This is a genomic window from Aeromicrobium sp. 636 (genome assembly GCF_024433585.1).
GTDB classification, from domain to species: domain Bacteria; phylum Actinomycetota; class Actinomycetes; order Propionibacteriales; family Nocardioidaceae; genus Aeromicrobium; species Aeromicrobium senzhongii.
In genome coordinates this window covers 163,862-180,275 of the sequence record NZ_WNJU01000001.1, presented here as the reverse complement: position 1 = coordinate 180,275, position 16,414 = coordinate 163,862, and the positions used below count along the sequence as shown (strand labels likewise).

Here is a 16,414-nt window from a genome sequence, read left to right as displayed (position 1 = left end):
CCGCCGCCCCTGTCGGTCGGCCGAGGGACCGGCTCCCCACCCGGTCCCGACGGTTCCGGTCCCTCCGGCGCCGATCACTTCCAGCCCCACAAGGAGACCATGTGAATGCGTCACAGCGCGTGCCCTGGAGGACACGCAGAGTCGCCGTCGCTGCCCTCGCCCTCGGACTGACCGCTGCCGCCACGACCTACGTCATGGCCCAGCAGGACGTCAGCGGCACCGACTCCGGCACCAGCACGAAGTTCACCGTCGTCGGCGATGGCGAACTGCCCACCAAGAAGCCCAAGCTCGGAGAGAGCCGCTCGGCGCTCTCGGCCGAGGAGACGGGCTATGCCATCCACGTGGCCTCCACCGACGCCAGCGTCCCCTCGGACGCCACCGACGTCCGCGGCAAGCCCGGGCCGGAGTTCCTCTACGCGGACCTGCCCGACGTCGGTGAGGAGCTCAGCGGCCGCAAGGCCGTCGTCGCCCTCTACGACTACACGCACGACGTGGCCTACGACCAGATCGTCGACCTCGCCGCCGGCAAGGTCATCGACTCCACCAAGTCCACCAAGGCCCAGCCGCCGACCTCGTCCACCGAGGCCGACCTGGCGATGAAGCTCGCGGTCGAGTCCGACGCCGACCTGGCCTTCAAGGCCGAGTTCGAGGAGAACATGGGCGTCCCGCTCATCGATCCCGACCAGGTCGACTACGTCGCCGGCGCATGGGTCTACGACAAGACCACGAGCAAGGGCAAGGAGTGCGGCGCCGACCGATGCGCCCAGCTCATGGTCTCGACCGCATCCGGGGTGTACCTCAACACCTTCGACTTCGTCGTGAACCTGTCCACCCAGAAGATCGTCCGCACCCAGTGAGCAGGGAGAGAAGTCCGATGCGCAAGAAGACACTGACGCGGATCGTCGCCGCCGGCGCGACCGCACTGATGACGGCGGGGCTGATCTCGGCCCAGCCCTCGGCGGCGAGCGCCGCCGAGGACACGCCGCTGGCGTGTGCCGACAGCCTCGTCACCAAGAAGCTCGAGAACGGCTCCAGCTGGCGGATGTGTGCGCGCATCCACCCGATCAAGGGCCTCATCCTCGAGCAGATCGAGTTCAAGCCCGCCACCGGCGAGTACGAGTACGCCGGGTACAAGCGGGTCCTGGACCAGCTCAACATCGCCCAGCTGAACGTGCCGTACGACACCGGTCACGTCCAGTACAACGACATCACCTCCTACGGTTTCGGCAAGCAGTACCTGCAGTCGCAGGGCCCCGAGGTGTGCACGGGCGAGGCGCTCGACGTGGACCAGTCGTTCACGTACAGCGGCCGTCTGGTCGAGCGGACCATCCCGGGCATCTGCGTGCAGGAGGACCCGACGGGGCTCATGACCCACGCGCAGGAGACCCAGATCGGCGGCGGCACGCTGTACGCCGACCAGGGCACGGCTCTCGCGGTCTCGTCGATCTCCAAGATCAGCTGGTACGAGTACCAGCAGCGGGTCGTGTTCGACGACCACGGCCAGATCGAGGTCGGGCTCGGCGCCACGGGCGACATCGCCCCGGGCTGGGCCTCCGACAGCGCGAACCAGTTCTTCGGCAACAACCCGAAGACGGGGTGGCCGCTGTCGGGCAAGTCGACCGTGACGACCACGGCCGGGGGCGAGACCACCACCAAGGAGATCCAGTCCTACGCGGGCTCGCACTGGCACAACGCCATGTACAAGGTCGACTTCGGCATCGACAAGGGTGAGAAGCAGACCGTCGAGCAGTGGGACTTCAGCAGTCCCGGTGCCGGCGTGCGCGCGCCCATCGTCGAGGGCACCGGAACGGTCAAGAGCTCGGCGTTCTCGTCGGTCGAGAACGAGGACCACGACCAGTTGAGCTGGTGGCGCGTCCTGAACCCGAACAGCAAGAACAAGGACGGTCACGCCCGTTCCTACGAGATCGTGAACAACAACACGTCGAACCTGTTGATGCCGGACTGGTCGCCGTCGGTGACGTTCACGAACTACCGCTCGTGCGAGGAGTACGGCTCGGACAACCTCAACGCGGGCTGCCCGAACCAGAGCATCTTGGACTACGTCAAGAACGACACGCACGAGCTGACCGATCCGGTCGCGTGGGTCAACGTCGGGTTCCACCACACGGACAAGGACGAGGACCAGTCGCCGATGCCGATCCACTGGCAGAAGTTCCAGCTGGTGCCGCGTGACTTCTTCGCCCAGAAGCCGACCGTGAAGGATGCCCGCAAGTGCATCAACGGCCCGTTCTCCTCGGTCAACGCGGTGACCAAGCCGTGCACGCCGGAGAACACGGTCGCGCCGAAGATCAGCGACAAGGCCGACGGCACCGCCGCGGTCGTGCCGGCGGTCGGCAAGACCCTGACGGCCAGCACCGGCACGTGGCGCAGCGCCGCTCAGCGACTGACGTACGCCTTCACCTGGTTCCGCAACGGTGAGGCCGTGTCGACCGGTCAGGACTACACCCTGACCGAGGCCGACATGAACGCGTCGATCACGGTCAAGGTCAACGCCTCGGCTGCCGGGTTCCCCACGAACGTGGCGGAGTCCGAGCCGGTCGTGTGGGGCACTCCACCGACGACGGTTCCCACCGAGGAGCCGACGACGGCGCCGACCACCGCCCCGACGACGGCGCCCACCACGGCTCCGACGACCCGCCCGACGCCCGCACCGGTCGTCAAGAAGGCGTCGAAGCTCACGGTCAAGCTGTCGAAGACGAGGGTGAAGCCGGGCAAGAAGAACAAGGTCGTCGTCGCGGTGACCGTCGGTGGCAAGCCCGTCTCGGGCAAGGTCAAGGTGACGGTCAACGGCAAGGTCCGCACGCTGACGCTCAAGGGCGGCAAGGCGAACCTGACGTGGACGGCCCCGAAGAAGGTGAAGACCTACACGGTGAAGGTGTCCTACGCGGGCAGCAGCACGGTGAAGGCCGCCAGCACGACGGTGAAGTACAAGGTCAAGAAGTGACCCTGCGCTGATCCACGGACCGGGGCGCCACCTGCTCGGGCGGCGCCCCGGTCCCCCTCTCCCACGGCTCGCCGTGGGACCGCACCACCCACGATGGAGCTCCCATGCGCATGAACGTCGTCCTCCGCCCGGTCGCACTCGCCGTGGCCGCGCTGGCCCTGGCCTGCTGTGGCACCCAGCCCCAGCAGGTGTCCCTCGGAGGCACGAAGGCCGCCGACACCGCGGAGCAGCGCGGGACGGTCGAGCGCCCGTGGGGCACCGTGAAGACCTTCCCCCGCCTGCAGAAGGCCGAGCCGCCGAGCGCCGCCGACGTGACCTTCACGCGGGACATGATCATGCACCACCGCCAGGCCGTCGAGCTGTCCGAGAACGTGCGCACCCACCGTGGCCTCGACGCCCGGGTCGGCTCCGCCGCGCGGTTTATCATCCAGGACCAGAAGAACGAGATCACGACCATGCGGGCCTGGCTCCAGGCCTGGCAGGACTCCGCCGGCACCGAGAGCCACGACCACGACGCGGATGCGATGCCCGGCATGCTGGCGCAGGCGCGCGTCGACGAGATCGCAACCCTGGATCGCCCGGCCGCCGAGGTGGCCTTCCTCGTCGCGATGATCGAGCACCACGAGGGTGCCATCACGATGTCGCAGGACTACCTGCCCGAGCAGACGAACGCCTTCGTCCGCAGCACCGCGACGCACATCATCGGCGAGCAGACGACCGAGATCGCCTACATGAGGAACCTCCTCGACGAGCGGTGTGGCCCGAAGGGGCCCTCGACGTGCCCCCGCGACTGAGCCCGGCCCGTCCCCGGCACGCGGGCTGGTGGGCCGCGGCCGCGGTCGCTGCGCTCGTCGCCGGGTCGCTCGCGACCGGGGTGGTCGGCCACGCGACGGTCACCTCGCCGTCCATGGCGCCGACCCACGCGACCGGCAGCTCGGTGATCACCACGCGGATCGGCGTCGACCGGGTCGAACCCGGCGACGTGGTGGTCTTCGAGGTGCCGCAGCCCTGGCGCGCGGCGGAGCGCGAGCGCGCCGGTCGGTCCGAGGACTCCTCCGGTGGTGAGGCGATGGTCAAGCGCGTGATCGGCCTGCCCGGCGACCGGATCACCTGTTGCGCTCCGGGCGGCCTGCTGATGCGCAACGGGAGCCTGCTCGACGAGCCGTACCTGGCGGAGCCGCCCGGTGACCTGCTGAACACGACCTACGACGTCACGGTCCCTCCGGGTCACGCCTGGGTGCTGGGCGACAACCGGCGCCGCTCGTTCGACTCTCGCGCCATGCACGCACGCACGGGCGCCTCGGGCTTGCTGCCGCTCTCCTCGATCCGGGCCCGGGTCCTGTTCGGCTGGCCCTGAGGAACCGCTCAGTCCTCGTGACCGGGGTCCGTCGGCTCCATCGCCCCGGCGAGATCGCGCACCCGCTGGCCCAGCGCGAAGCCCGACAGGTCGGGGCTGCGGACGAGATACTCCTGCTGGACGAGGTGCTTGAGGATCCGGTAGGCCGTCGCGCGCGGCATCTGCAGGTTCTCGGCGATCTCGCGCGCCGACACCCCCGCTCCCGACCGGGCCACCTCCTCGAGGATCGAGAAGGCGTTGTCGACCGCACCGGGCTCGCGACCCCGGAAGGGCGCGGGCGGCACCTTCGGCTGCGGATCGGTCATGCCGGTGCTCATGCGCCCAACAGATCCGTACGGATGGTCTCGTCGTGGATGCCCATGCGGCGCAGCGCGCGACGCCGGTGGGATCGGAGCCACCCGAACCACACCATCGAGAAGACCAGGGTGACCCCCGCGAGCACCAGGCCCGAGGGATCACCGTCGCGGACGTCCCGGACGGTGTCGACGGAGGCCAGCGCGAGAGTCAGGACGACGGCCGTCGCGGCCAGGACCACCGGGCCGACCGTCAGCTCGTCGAGGCGATGCAGGAAGGCCGGCAGGGACAGCGCGACGAGGGCGTAGGCGATGAACAGGACGAACACGGCGGACTGCAACAACGCCGTCGAGAGGGGCCCCACCTCCCGACCGACGACCAACGTGACGGTGGCCGGGGCGATCGCGAACGGGGCGATCACCAGCAGCGCCCCGACCGGAGACGCCCACCGCGGGTGCGTGTAGCCCAGCCCCGCCGGCAGGATGCCCTCGCGGGCGAACGAGAAGACGACCCGCGCGAGCGCATTCCAGGCGCACAGGGTCAACGCCAGGAACGAGACCGCCAGCAACGAGCTGAGGACCGCGTCCGCGTGGTGGGCGTCGACCGTGTCGGGGAACCACCGCTGCGCCGGCCCGCGGGGATGGCCCGGAGCCGGGACCAGGGTGCTGGCGGCCAGGAAGCTGACCACGTACAGCGCCGCGGCGACGAGCACCGATCCCGTCATCGCCCGCGGCACGCTCCAGAACGGGCGCTCTGCCTCGCTCGCGAGCGCCGCCGAGGCCTCGAACCCGACCGTGATCCCCAGGACGATCGTGGCGCCCAGGACGATGCGCCACGGGTCGGCGCCCTCGAGGGAGAGGACCGCCGGCGAGGGCAGGCCCTCACGCCCGATCGTGAGGACGACGAGGCACGACAACCCCACCACGAGCGCCGACTCGACCACGAGGGCCAGCCGGGTCGCGACGCGGACCCCGCGGATGGAGACGACGAGGCAGAACACGAGGGCGGCGACGCCGATCCACCATTGCGGCCACGGCCCGGCAGCGGTCTGGCCCGGGGACGTCGGCGAGACGGCCTCGGTCGATCTGCGGATCGTCTGGGAGACCCCGAACGCGACGAGGATCCCGTAGCCCAGCAGCATCGATGTACCGACAAGGAGCCCCGGGAACGGTCCCAGCGACCGGGTGACCCACGTGTACATCGAGCCCGCCGCGGCGATCCGGGTGGCGAACTGGGAGAAGACGCCCGCGAGCAGCAGGGCCAGGCCGAAGCCCAGCACCGCGCTGAGCCAGGCGCCGGGGCCGACCACCCGCATGAGGACGAACGGGACGCTCAGAGCACTCGCCGCCGGGGCGATGACGGCCACCGACAGACCGAGCAGGTCACCGGGCAGCACCGAGCGCCGGTCCAGTCCCGCGAGGTCCGATTCCGCCCGCACCTGGGGCACCGCCGGCGGATGGGCGATCGCCTCCTCGAGTGCGGGCACACCGGATGGTCGGTTCATGGCGTCGCCACCCTAGGAAGGCGGCGTGTCGTGCCTGTTACGCCGCGGTGTCACCGGGCGAACAGCATCGGCGTGGGCCCGACCGGCGACAATGGCCCCATGCGTCCGACCGCCTCGATCCTGCACCTGGATCTGGACGCGTTCTTCGCCTCGGTCGAGCAGCGTGACAAGCCGTCGTTGCGCGGCAAGCCCGTGATCGTCGGCGGCATCGGCCAACGCGGGGTGGTGTCGACGGCCTCCTACGAGGCACGCCGCTACGGTGTCCGCTCCGCCATGAGCATGGCCGAGGCGCGCTCGCGGTGTCCCCATGCGGCGTTCCTGTCCGGTCGCTTCGACGCCTACCGGGCCGCGTCGGCCGTGGTGATGGAGCGACTGCGCAGCCTCTCCCCCGCCGTCGAGCCGCTGTCGTTGGACGAGGCGTTCGTCGATCTCGCCGCGGACCCGGACTTCGACCCCGACACCGTGCCCGAACTGGTGGACCGGTTGCGACGCGACGTCGCCGAGCTCACGGGTGGACTGACGGCCTCCGTCGGGGTCGCCACGTCCAAGCTCATGGCCAAGATCGCCACCGAGATCGACAAGCCGGACGGCTCGTTCATCGTCGCGCCCGGCACCGAGCGCGACCTGCTGGAGCCGATGCCCGTGACCGTCATCGCCGGGGTGGGTCCGGCCACGGCGGCGCGACTGCACCATGTCGGCGTGACCCGCGTGGGCGACGTGTGGCGCCATTCCGAGGCCGAGCTGATCGACCTGCTCGGCCAAGCCGCGGGGGCGTCGCTGCACCGGCTGTCGCGGGGCATCGACGACCGCTCCGTCAGCTCGCACCGCGAGAACAAGTCCGTCAGCACCGAGGACACCTTCGAGACGGACATCGTCGACCGCGCAGAGCTGGGACTGATCTGCGACGCCCTGGCCCGGCGCACGGCGGAGCGGCTGCGCAAGGCCGGACTGTCGGGCCGGACCGTCACGCTCAAGGTCCGCTACCACGACTTCACGACGCACACGCGCTCCACGACGCTGCCCGGACCGACCGACCAGAGTCGCCTGATCGTCGCCACCGCCCGGCGTCTCCTCGACGCGACGGACACCGGTGGCGGGCTGCGCCTGCTCGGCGTGGGGGTCAGCGGCCTGGCCGACTGGGTGCAGGACGACCTGTTCGCCGAGGAGACCGACGACGCGCCCGAGCCGCTCGAGCAGGAGCCCCGCCTCCCGGCCGACCCGCCGCGCGCGCACGAGTGGTCCCCCGGCATGGACGTCCATCACGACGAGTACGGCGACGGGTGGGTCTGGGGACGCGGGCTCGGCCTGGTCACGGTGCGGTTCGAGACGCGTCACACACCCGTCGGCCCCGTGCGCACGCTGCGCGCGGACGACCCCGCCCTGACACCCGGGCATCGTGAGTCGCCGTCGCCCGTGGCCGGTACGGTCGAGGAATGACCGACGTCCCCCGCGCCCCACGCCGTCCCCGCGAGCGCACGCACCACGGCGACACCGTGATCGACCCGTACGACTGGCTGCGCGACAAGGACGACCCCGAGACGATCGCGTACCTCGAGGCCGAGAACGCCTGGGCCGAGGACACGACGTCGCACCTCGCGGGCCTGCGCGAGCAGATCTTCACCGAGATCAAGGACCGGACGCTCGAGAGCGACATGTCCGTCCCCGTCCGCCACGACCGCTGGTGGTACTACTCGCGCACCGTCGAGGGCCGCCAGTACGCGATCCGCTGCCGCGTCCCGATCTCCGGCCCCGACGACTGGGAGCCCCCGGTCGTCGAGCCCGGCCAGACGCTGCCGGGCGAGGAGGTGCTGCTGGACTCCAACGACGAGGCGGAGGGGCACGAGTTCTACTCCCTCGGCACGTTCAGCCTGTCCGACGACGGCGACCTGCTGGCCTGGTCCGTCGACACGACCGGCGACGAGCGGTACACGATCCGCGTGCGCCGGCTGTCGACCGGCGAGGTCCTGTCCGACGTGGTCGAGGGCGCCGCACCGGGCGCCACCTGGTCGGCCGACGGTCGCTACCTGTTCTACGTCACCGTCGACGAGGCGTGGCGTCCCCACCGCGTCTGGCGGCACGAGCTCGGCTCGACCGAGGACGACGTCCTGGTCTTCGAGGAGCCGGACGAGCGCTTCTTCGTCGGTGTCGGCCGCAGCAGCTCCGACCGCTTCCTGGTCATCGGCGTCGGGTCGAAGATCACCAGCGAGGTCCGGCTGCTCGACGCCACCGACCCCACCGGCGAGTTCCGGGTCGTGTGGCCGCGCCGCGAGGGTGTGGACTACGCGGTCGAGCACGTCATCGTCGGTGGCAGCGACCAGTTGGCCATCCTGCACAACGACGGCGCCGTCAACTTCGAGCTGGTCCTGGCTCCCCTCGAGGACCCCACCGCCACCACGGTCCTCGTGCCGGGCTCGGACGACGTGCGGCTCGAGGCCGTCGACGCCTTCGCCCGCCATCTCGTGCTCTCGTACCGGCGTGACGCCACGACGCGGCTGGCCCTCATGGAAGTCGGCCCGGACGGCATCGGCGCGCCCACCGAGCTCGACTTCGACACCGAGCTGTTCACCTGCGGCCTGGGCGGGAACGCCGAGTGGGACCCGAAGTACCTGCGCATCGGCTACACCTCCTACGTCGAGCCGGCCACGATCTGGGACCTCGACCCGGCCACCGGCGAGCGGATCCTGCGCCGTCGGGCCCCCGTCCTGGGCGACTTCGACCCCGCCGACTACGAGCAGCACCGGGCGTGGGTCCGCGCCGAGGACGGCACCATGGTTCCGCTGTCGATCGTCTGCCGGCGCGACACGCCGCGCGACGGATCGGCCCCCGGGTTGATCTACGGGTACGGGTCGTACGAGATCAGCCTCGACCCCGACTTCTCGATCTCGCGGCTGAGCCTGCTCGACCGGGGCTTCGTCTACGCCGTGGCGCACGTGCGCGGCGGCGGCGAGCTCGGGCGCCGCTGGTACGACGAGGGCAAGCAGCTCGCCAAGATGAACACGTTCACCGACTTCATCGCGTGCGCGCGCCATCTGGCCGACGAGTCGTGGACCTCCCCGGACCGTCTCGTGGCCGAGGGCGGCAGCGCCGGCGGCCTGCTGATGGGCGCCGTCGCGAACCTGGCGCCCGACGCCTTCACGGGGATCTTCGCGGACGTGCCGTTCGTCGATCCGCTGACCACGATCCTCGACCCGTCGCTGCCGCTGACCGTCATCGAGTGGGACGAGTGGGGCGACCCGCTGCACGACCCCGAGGTCTACGCGTACATGAAGGGCTACACACCGTACGAGAACGTGACGGACGTGCAGTACCCGTCGATCCTGGCCGGGACGTCGCTCAACGACACCCGGGTGCTCTACGTCGAGCCGGCGAAGTGGGTCGCGCGGCTGCGCGAGGTCACCGGAGCCGAGCGGTCGGTCCTGTTGCGCACCGAGATGTCCGCCGGGCACGGGGGCGTCAGCGGCCGCTATGCCGCGTGGCACCAGCGAGCCTGGGAGCTGGCCTGGATCATCGACACGGCGACCGCGACCGCCGGTACCAGACCCAACCAAAGAAACTCCTGAGAACGGAATCCCCGGGCCCCGCTCGTCGTTGTACCCGGTGAAGCCACCGTCAGGAGGATCACCGTGGAAGACCGTGAATTCGAGGGCAAGGACAGCGTCGGCATGTACCTGTCCGAGATCGCGCGCACCCCGCTGCTCGACGCCGAGCGCGAGGTCGAACTGAGCCGCACGATCGAGGCTGGGCTGTTCGCCCGCCATCTGCTCGAGGCCGGCCGCGTCGGCCGGGCCAAGGGCGGAGCCCCGAAGCGCGCGACCCGTGAGGAACTGGAGTGGATCGCCGAGGAGGGCGACCGCGCCGTGCAGGAGTTCGTGCAGGCGAACCTGCGTCTCGTCGTGTCGATCGCGCGCAAGTACGGCCGCGCCCAGATGCCGATGCTCGACCTCATCCAGGAGGGCAACACCGGCCTGATCCGTGCGGTCGAGAAGTTCGACTACGCCAAGGGCTTCAAGTTCTCGACGTACGCCACGTGGTGGGTCCGTCAGGCCATCACCCGTGGTGTCGCACAGCAGGCCCGCGTCGTGCGCCTGCCCGTGCACGTCGTCGAGGAGCTGAACCAGGTCTCCGGCGCTCGTCGCAACCTCGAGCGTCAGCTGGGCTACGACCCGGATCCGGCCGAGATCGCCGCCGAGCTCGACATGGAGGTCGAGCGGGTCATCGACCTGCTCGCGTGGGGTCGCGACCACGTCAGCCTCGACTCCCCCGTGGACGAGGACGGCGACACCAGCCTGGGCGACCTGATCGCCCGTGACAGCTCGCCGGGCCCCGACCTGGCGATGCTCGACCACGACGCCCGTGACCAGCTGTTGGCCCTCGTCGATCGTCTCGACGACCGCGAGGCCGACATCGTCAAGGCCCGCTACGGCCTGCTGGACGGCCGTCAGCAGAAGCTGGCCGACATCGGCAAGCGCCACGGCATCTCCGCCGAGCGCGTGCGTCAGGTGGAGCGCCAGGCGATCGCGCGACTGCGAGAGATCGCCGATCCCGAACTGGCCGCCTAGGCGGCCGTCCCGGCCGGTCGCTATGCAGCGGCGTCCGGCTCAGCGAGCGCTCGGCTCGACCAGGTCCTTCCAGACCTCGTCGATCCGGGCGCTCAGTTGTTCCAGGGTGCCGGTGTTCTCGATGACGACGTCGGCGACGGCCAGGCGCTCCTCGCGCGATGCTTGGGCGGCGATGCGCGCCCGGGCGTCCTGCTCGGTCATCTGACGGTCGCGGACCATGCGGTCGACCTGGAGCTGCTCGGGGACGTCGACGACGATCACGACGTCGCAGGCAGCGGCGGCGCCCATCTCGACCAGCAGCGGGTTGTCGTGGACGACGATCGCGTCGGGCCCGGCCCCCTGCTCACGGGCGGCGGCCAGGGCGCGGATCGCCGGGTGGGTGATGGCCTCGAGGTCCTTCAGCGCCGACGGGTCGGCGAACACGATCGCGCCGAGCACCGGGCGCACGAGGGTGCCGTCTGGCGCGATCACGTCAGCGCCGAACCGGGCGGCGATCTGGTCCAGGGCTGGGCTGCCGGGCTCGACGACGTCACGCGCGAGGCGGTCGTAGTCGATGACGACGGCTCCGAGCTCGGCCAACCGAGCACTGACCGTGCTCTTGCCCGACGCGATGCCGCCGGTCAGCCCGACGCGCCGTGCTCTCGGCACGCTCACAGGGATCCGGCGTTGCCGAACGTCGTCACGTGGACGTGGTCGTAGTGGTTGGCGGTGGCGCCGCCACGATCACTCATGCCGCGCCATCCCTCGCCGCCACGCTGGACGGTCCAGATCCGCTGCTCGTAGATGAGGTAGCTGACACCCAGCTCGACGCGGTTCGCCTGCAAGAAGGCGGCGATGTCCCAGCCGAGCTGGCCGCCGACCATGATGTCGAGCGAGTGGCCGGTGGCGTGCTCGCCGCGGCCGGCCAGACCGCCGTAGCTGGTGATCTGCGGGAAGCGCGCGCAGACGGCGCGGTAGACGCGCACCGTGTCGGCCTGCAGGCCGGACTCGATGCCGGAGCCGATGCCGCACGGGGCGGTCGACAGCGTGCCCTCCTCGGGGGCCAGCTTCGGCTCTTCCTCGTCGACGAGCTTCGTGGCGACCCAGCGCGGGAGATCGTTGTGGACGACCTGCGTCCACCCGCCGCGGGTCTCGCCGGTGACCTGGAGCGTCTTGCCCTTGGCGACCGTCGCCAGCACGGGCGAGTCCTCGGAGGCGTCGGCACGGACCGGCACGGTCTTCTGGGCGTACAGCGAGCCCTCGATCATGGCCTCGGCCTCGACGGCCGAGGGCAGCGGCGCGCGTTCGGCGCTGCTGCGGCTCGTGCGCACGGGAGCGGCTCCGTCGAGCGCCTCGGTGACGATGTCACCGGAGCCGGCGGGAGCGGACTCGGAGGTCGTGTGCGACACGTGCGTCGCATCCGCGACGGTAGCCGAGGAGGTGCCGAGCGAGGCGACCGCCGCGACGCCGAGCGAGGCGACACCGGTCGCGATCGCCGTGTGCTTGCGCGCACGGACGTACCAAGGGTCGCGGACCACGGGCTTGCGCCGGCGTCCGGGCTTGGAGGTCTGGGTCATCGATACCTATGCAGGTCGGGGGGTACTGCCGCTGGCCAGTCAACCATACTGACGTCCCAGATCCCAGTGAGACGGACAGGGTCAGGCGAGAGGAATGGGCGATGTCACACGATGAGGGCACCGTGCGGGCCACCACGGCCGCCGAGCTGCGCGATCTGGCGTCCCGCGTGGCCGCCGGTCTGCGCGGCCTCGGGGCCGGCGAGGGCGACCGTGTCGTGGTCAGCCTCCCGAACGGCATCGAGCTGCTGGCGGCGGTGTGGGCGTGCGTCGCGACGGGCCGCGTGCCCGTGCCCCTCGACCCCCGCCTGACGCCCCACGAGCGCGGTCCGATCATCGAGGACGTCTCCCCCGCCGTCGTCCTGGACTCCCTCGTCGGCTTCGCCGCTCTGGTCGGCGACGAGCGCGAGGAGCTCGACCCGGAGCCGCGCTGCCGGCCGATGCACTTCACCTCCGGGACCACCGGGCGGCCGAAGGGCGTGTGGTCGGGATTCTGGGACCGGGACGACGCCCGGTCCGCCGTCCTGGAGGAGCGCGACCTGTGGGGGTTCACCGCGACGGACGTGAACCTCGTGCTCTCACCGCTGTACCACTCCGCTCCCCTGCGCTTCGCGCTCGGGACGGCGCTGGCCGGTGGCGCGGTCGCGGTCCTGCCGGCCTTCACGCCCGAAGGATTCTGCGAGGCCGTCGAGCGGCTGCACCCCACCACGATGTTCTGCGTGCCGGCCCATCTGCAGCGGCTGCTGGCGCACCTCAAGGAGGCTCCGACGCCGGACCTCTCGAGCTTCCGCCTCGTGGCCCATGCCGGCGCGCCGTGCCCCGAGCCCATCCGGCGCGGCGCCCACGAGTTGTTCGGCACGGACGTCGTGTGGGAGTTCTACGGCTCGACCGAGGGCCAGTTCACGGCGTGCTCGGCCCAGGAGTGGATCGACCACCCCGGAACGGTCGGTCGGGCCCGACCGGGCCGTGTCATCACGGTCGACGCCGAGGACGAGCTGTGGTGCGCGGTGCCGCCGTGGGGGCGCTTCTCCTACTGGAACGACCCCGGGCGGACGGCGCAGGCCTGGCGCGACACCCCTGACGGGCCGGCCTTCACGGTGGGCGACCTCGGCCGCGTGGACGACGCCGGCTACGTGTACCTCGACTCCCGCCGCACCGACCTGATCATCAGCGGTGGCGTCAACGTCTATCCGGCCGAGGTCGAGGCGGCCCTGGTCGAGGTGCCGGGCGTCGTCGAGGTCGCCGTGTTCGGGCGACCCGACGAGCGCTGGGGCCAACGGGTCGCCGCGGCGTACGTCGGCGACGCCAGCGAGAGCGAGCTGCGCGACGCCGCGGCCCAGCGCCTCGCCCCACCCAAACGGCCGAAGGAGTACGAACAGGTCTCGGCGCTGCCCCGGACCGCGACCGGCAAGGTGCGCCGCACCGAGCTGTGACCCCTCAGGCGGACTCGACGCAGGTGAACGACCGGCGGTAGGCCTGCGGACTGGTGCCGCGCACCGCCCCGAAGTGGTGCCGCAGCGTCGCCGCGTTCCCGAATCCCACCCGCTGGGCGATCTGCTCGATCGCGAGGGTGGAGGTCTCGAGCAGCTCCTCGGCCATCGCGACCCGGCGCCCCAGCAGCCACTGCCACGGGGTCGTGCCGGTCTCGTCGCGGAAGCGGCGCGCGAACGTGCGCTCGGACATGTGCGCCCGGCGGGCGAGGGTGGCCACCGTCAGCGGCTCGGCGAGGTGCTCCTCGGCCCAGGCCAGCACCGGCGCGAGGGTCTCGGCCTCGACGACCGGCATCGGCGCCCGCACGAACTGCGCCTGTCCCCCGTCGCGATGCGGCGGGACGACGATCCGGCGGGCCGTCGTGGCCGACACCCGAGCGCCGTACCAGCGCCGCATCAGGTGCAGGTTCGCGTCGATCCCGGCCGCCGATCCAGCGCCGGTGACGATGGGGCCGTCCTCGACGTAGAGCACATCGGTGTCGACCTCGGCCTCGGGGAAGTCGGCGGCCAACTCGGCGCCGTAGCGCCAGTGCGTGGTGCACCGCCGCCCGTCGAGCAGGCCGGCGTGGCCGACCTGGAAGGTGGCCGTGCACGAGGCCATGATGGTCGCGCCACGCGCGTGGGCCGCGCGCAGGACCTCGCTGACCCGCGGGTCCTCGGCGCGGTAGTCGCGCTTGGCCGCCAGCGCCACGAGGTCGGCATCGGCCGCCGCGTCCAGCCCGCTCCCGATGACGAAGTCGAAGCCGCTGGCGCCCCGGACCACGCCGGGCTCGGGAGTGCAGGCGACGAAGTCGAAGACCGGGGTGTCGTCATCGGGGTGGTACTGGTCGCCCCAGACCTCGGCGAGGACACCCATCCCGAACGGCTCGGCCCGGTCGGACACGATCATCGCGATCTTCGTCATGCGATCCTCCTTGGCGGGAAAACGACGAGAGCTGTCATTCCCGCCACTTTTGGCAGGATAGCACCGAGCGCAGGATTGATGCCATGATGATCTTCCTGCTCCTCCTGCTGGCCACGGTCGCCGCTGCCTCAGCGGTGAGCCTGTGGTCGACCATCGCCCACGACGGACTCGGCGTCCGCCCCGCGCCCCGCAGCCACCGCACCGACCGGTTCGGCACGCCGCAGGACTCATGACCCCCCACGACAGAACGAGGCCCCGACCAACAGGTCGGGGCCTCGTTCGATTCAGCTCAGCGAATCACTCGCCGCCGGTCAGCTTCTCACGCAGCGCCTGCAGCGCCTCGTCGGAAGCCAGCGAACCGCCGGTCTGCTCCTGCTCGGCCGGAGCGGACGTGTACTCGCCCACCTCGCCAGCCTCGAGGTTGGCCTTCTCGGCCTCGGCGACCTGCTTCTTGTGGGCTTCCCAGCGCTCGTGCGCCTCGGCGTACTGACGCTCCCACGTGGCGCGGGCCTCTTCGAAGCCCTCCTGCCATTCGCCCGTCTCGGGGTCGAACCCGTCCGGGTAGATGTAGTTGCCCTGCTCGTCGTAGGACGAGGCCATGCCGTACAGCGTCGGATCGAAGCTGTCGTCGGTGGCGACCTCGGTCTCGTTGGCCTGCTTCAGCGACAGCGAGATGCGACGACGCTCGAGGTCGATGTCGATGATCTTGACCATGACCTGGTCGCCGATCTGGACGACCTGCTCGGGGATCTCGACGTGACGCTCGGCGAGCTCGGAGATGTGCACCAGGCCCTCGATGCCCTCCTCGACGCGAACGAACGCACCGAACGGGACGAGCTTGGTGACCTTGCCCGGGACGATCTGACCGATCTGGTGGGTCCGGGCGAAGTGCTGCCACGGATCCTCCTGGGTCGCCTTGAGCGACAGCGACACGCGCTCGCGCTCCAGGTCGACCTCGAGCACCTCGACGGTGACCTCGTCGCCGACCTGAACGACCTCGTTCGGGTGGTCGATGTGCTTCCAGGACAGCTCCGAGACGTGCACCAGGCCGTCGACGCCGCCGAGATCGACGAAGGCGCCGAAGTTGACGATCGAGCTGATGACGCCCTTGCGGACCTGGCCCTTCTTGAGCTCGTTGAGGAAGTTCTGGCGCACGGCGGACTGCGTCTGCTCGAGCCAGGCACGGCGCGACAGGACCACGTTGTTGCGGTTCTTGTCGAGCTCGATGATCTTCGCCTCGAGCTTCTGGCCGATGTACGGGTCCAGGTCGCGCACGCGGCGCATCTCGACGAGCGACGCGGGCAGGAAGCCACGCAGGCCGATGTCCATGATCAGGCCGCCCTTGACGACCTCGATGACGGTGCCCTCGACGACGCCGTCCTCTTCCTTGATCTTCTCGATGTCGCCCCAGGCGCGCTCGTACTGAGCACGCTTCTTGCTCAGGATCAGACGGCCTTCCTTGTCCTCCTTCTGGAGGACGAGGGCCTCGACCAAGTCGCCCACCTGGACGACCTCGTTCGGATCGACGTCGTGCTTGATGGACAGCTCACGCGAGGGGATGACGCCCTCGGTCTTGTAGCCGATGTCGAGCAGGACCTCGTCGCGGTCCACCTTGACGATGGTGCCGTCGACGATGTCGCCGTCGTTGAAGTACTTGATGGTCTTGTCGATCGCGGCGAGGAAGTCTTCTTCGCTGCCGATGTCGTTGACCGCAACCTGCGGGGCCGCAGAAGGAGTTGCGAGGCCAGAAGTCATGTAGAGGGGCTCCGATGGATGGATGGAATTGAA

General features: G+C 70.5%; 15 protein-coding genes. 9 read left to right on the top strand and 6 right to left on the bottom strand.

Annotated features, from left to right (window positions below; all coding sequences use genetic code 11):
• The first annotated feature begins 101 nt into the window (after positions 1–101).
• The 4 genes from GL325_RS00875 (at position 102) to lepB (ending at position 4,322) form a co-directional block, all read left to right on the top strand.
• Positions 102–857: a hypothetical protein gene (locus tag GL325_RS00875; protein ID WP_187768319.1), complete on the top strand. Its 756-nt coding sequence runs from the start codon at positions 102–104 to the stop codon at positions 855–857.
• A gap of 17 nt (positions 858–874) precedes the next feature.
• The gene (locus GL325_RS00870; RefSeq protein ID WP_187768318.1) at positions 875–2,965 is read left to right on the top strand and encodes a hypothetical protein; all 2,091 of its coding nucleotides are present in this window, start codon (positions 875–877) and stop codon (positions 2,963–2,965) included.
• 104 nt (positions 2,966–3,069) lie between these two features.
• The gene (locus GL325_RS00865) at positions 3,070–3,759 is read left to right on the top strand and encodes a DUF305 domain-containing protein (RefSeq protein WP_187768317.1); all 690 of its coding nucleotides are present in this window, start codon (positions 3,070–3,072) and stop codon (positions 3,757–3,759) included.
• The gene (gene lepB, locus GL325_RS00860; RefSeq protein WP_187768316.1) at positions 3,744–4,322 is read left to right on the top strand and encodes a signal peptidase I; all 579 of its coding nucleotides are present in this window, start codon (positions 3,744–3,746) and stop codon (positions 4,320–4,322) included. Before GL325_RS00865 ends, lepB begins: the two co-directional genes overlap by 16 nt.
• A gap of 8 nt (positions 4,323–4,330) precedes the next feature.
• Here lepB and GL325_RS00855 read toward each other — a convergent pair whose 3' ends face one another.
• Positions 4,331–4,639, bottom strand: coding sequence for a helix-turn-helix domain-containing protein (locus GL325_RS00855; RefSeq protein WP_222865749.1), 309 nt, complete (start codon positions 4,637–4,639; stop codon positions 4,331–4,333).
• On the bottom strand, positions 4,636–6,120 hold the full coding sequence (locus GL325_RS00850; RefSeq protein WP_187768315.1) for an APC family permease: 1,485 nt from the start codon (positions 6,118–6,120) through the stop codon (positions 4,636–4,638). Before GL325_RS00850 ends, GL325_RS00855 begins: the two co-directional genes overlap by 4 nt.
• Positions 6,121–6,219: 99 nt before the next feature.
• Here GL325_RS00850 and GL325_RS00845 point away from each other — a divergent pair, with 99 nt between their 5' ends.
• From GL325_RS00845 to GL325_RS00835, 3 genes are all read left to right on the top strand, one after another.
• Positions 6,220–7,557, top strand: a complete 1,338-nt coding sequence (locus GL325_RS00845) for a DNA polymerase IV (protein ID WP_187768314.1) — start codon at positions 6,220–6,222, stop codon at positions 7,555–7,557.
• Positions 7,554–9,680: a S9 family peptidase gene (locus GL325_RS00840; RefSeq protein ID WP_187768313.1), complete on the top strand. Its 2,127-nt coding sequence runs from the start codon at positions 7,554–7,556 to the stop codon at positions 9,678–9,680. Before GL325_RS00845 ends, GL325_RS00840 begins: the two co-directional genes overlap by 4 nt.
• A gap of 102 nt (positions 9,681–9,782) precedes the next feature.
• Positions 9,783–10,679 carry an RNA polymerase sigma factor RpoD/SigA gene (locus GL325_RS00835; RefSeq protein ID WP_154596129.1) on the top strand — a complete coding sequence of 299 codons (897 nt, stop codon included), beginning with the start codon at positions 9,783–9,785 and terminating at the stop codon, positions 10,677–10,679.
• Between the two features lie 39 nt (positions 10,680–10,718).
• On the opposite strand, the gene coaE is transcribed toward GL325_RS00835, so the two are convergent.
• Together coaE and GL325_RS00825 are read right to left on the bottom strand one after the other, a co-directional pair.
• A complete protein-coding gene (coaE, locus tag GL325_RS00830; protein WP_187768312.1) occupies positions 10,719–11,327 on the bottom strand; it encodes a dephospho-CoA kinase in 609 nt (202 codons plus the stop codon).
• A gap of 2 nt (positions 11,328–11,329) precedes the next feature.
• Positions 11,330–12,235 carry an SH3 domain-containing protein gene (locus tag GL325_RS00825; protein WP_187768311.1) on the bottom strand — a complete coding sequence of 302 codons (906 nt, stop codon included), beginning with the start codon at positions 12,233–12,235 and terminating at the stop codon, positions 11,330–11,332.
• A 101-nt stretch (positions 12,236–12,336) separates the two neighbouring features.
• Here GL325_RS00825 and GL325_RS00820 point away from each other — a divergent pair, with 101 nt between their 5' ends.
• Positions 12,337–13,665 (top strand): class I adenylate-forming enzyme family protein, encoded by a 1,329-nt coding sequence (locus GL325_RS00820; protein ID WP_187768310.1) that lies wholly within the window; start codon positions 12,337–12,339, stop codon positions 13,663–13,665.
• 4 nt (positions 13,666–13,669) lie between these two features.
• Here GL325_RS00820 and GL325_RS00815 read toward each other — a convergent pair whose 3' ends face one another.
• Positions 13,670–14,626 (bottom strand): helix-turn-helix domain-containing protein, encoded by a 957-nt coding sequence (locus GL325_RS00815; RefSeq protein WP_154594811.1) that lies wholly within the window; start codon positions 14,624–14,626, stop codon positions 13,670–13,672.
• Between the two features lie 83 nt (positions 14,627–14,709).
• On the opposite strand from GL325_RS00815, the gene GL325_RS00810 reads away from it, so the two are divergent.
• A complete protein-coding gene (locus tag GL325_RS00810; RefSeq protein ID WP_154594810.1) occupies positions 14,710–14,859 on the top strand; it encodes a hypothetical protein in 150 nt (49 codons plus the stop codon).
• Between the two features lie 64 nt (positions 14,860–14,923).
• Here GL325_RS00810 and rpsA read toward each other — a convergent pair whose 3' ends face one another.
• Positions 14,924–16,381, bottom strand: coding sequence for a 30S ribosomal protein S1 (gene rpsA, locus GL325_RS00805; RefSeq protein ID WP_154594809.1), 1,458 nt, complete (start codon positions 16,379–16,381; stop codon positions 14,924–14,926).
• Positions 16,382–16,414: the final 33 nt, after the last annotated feature.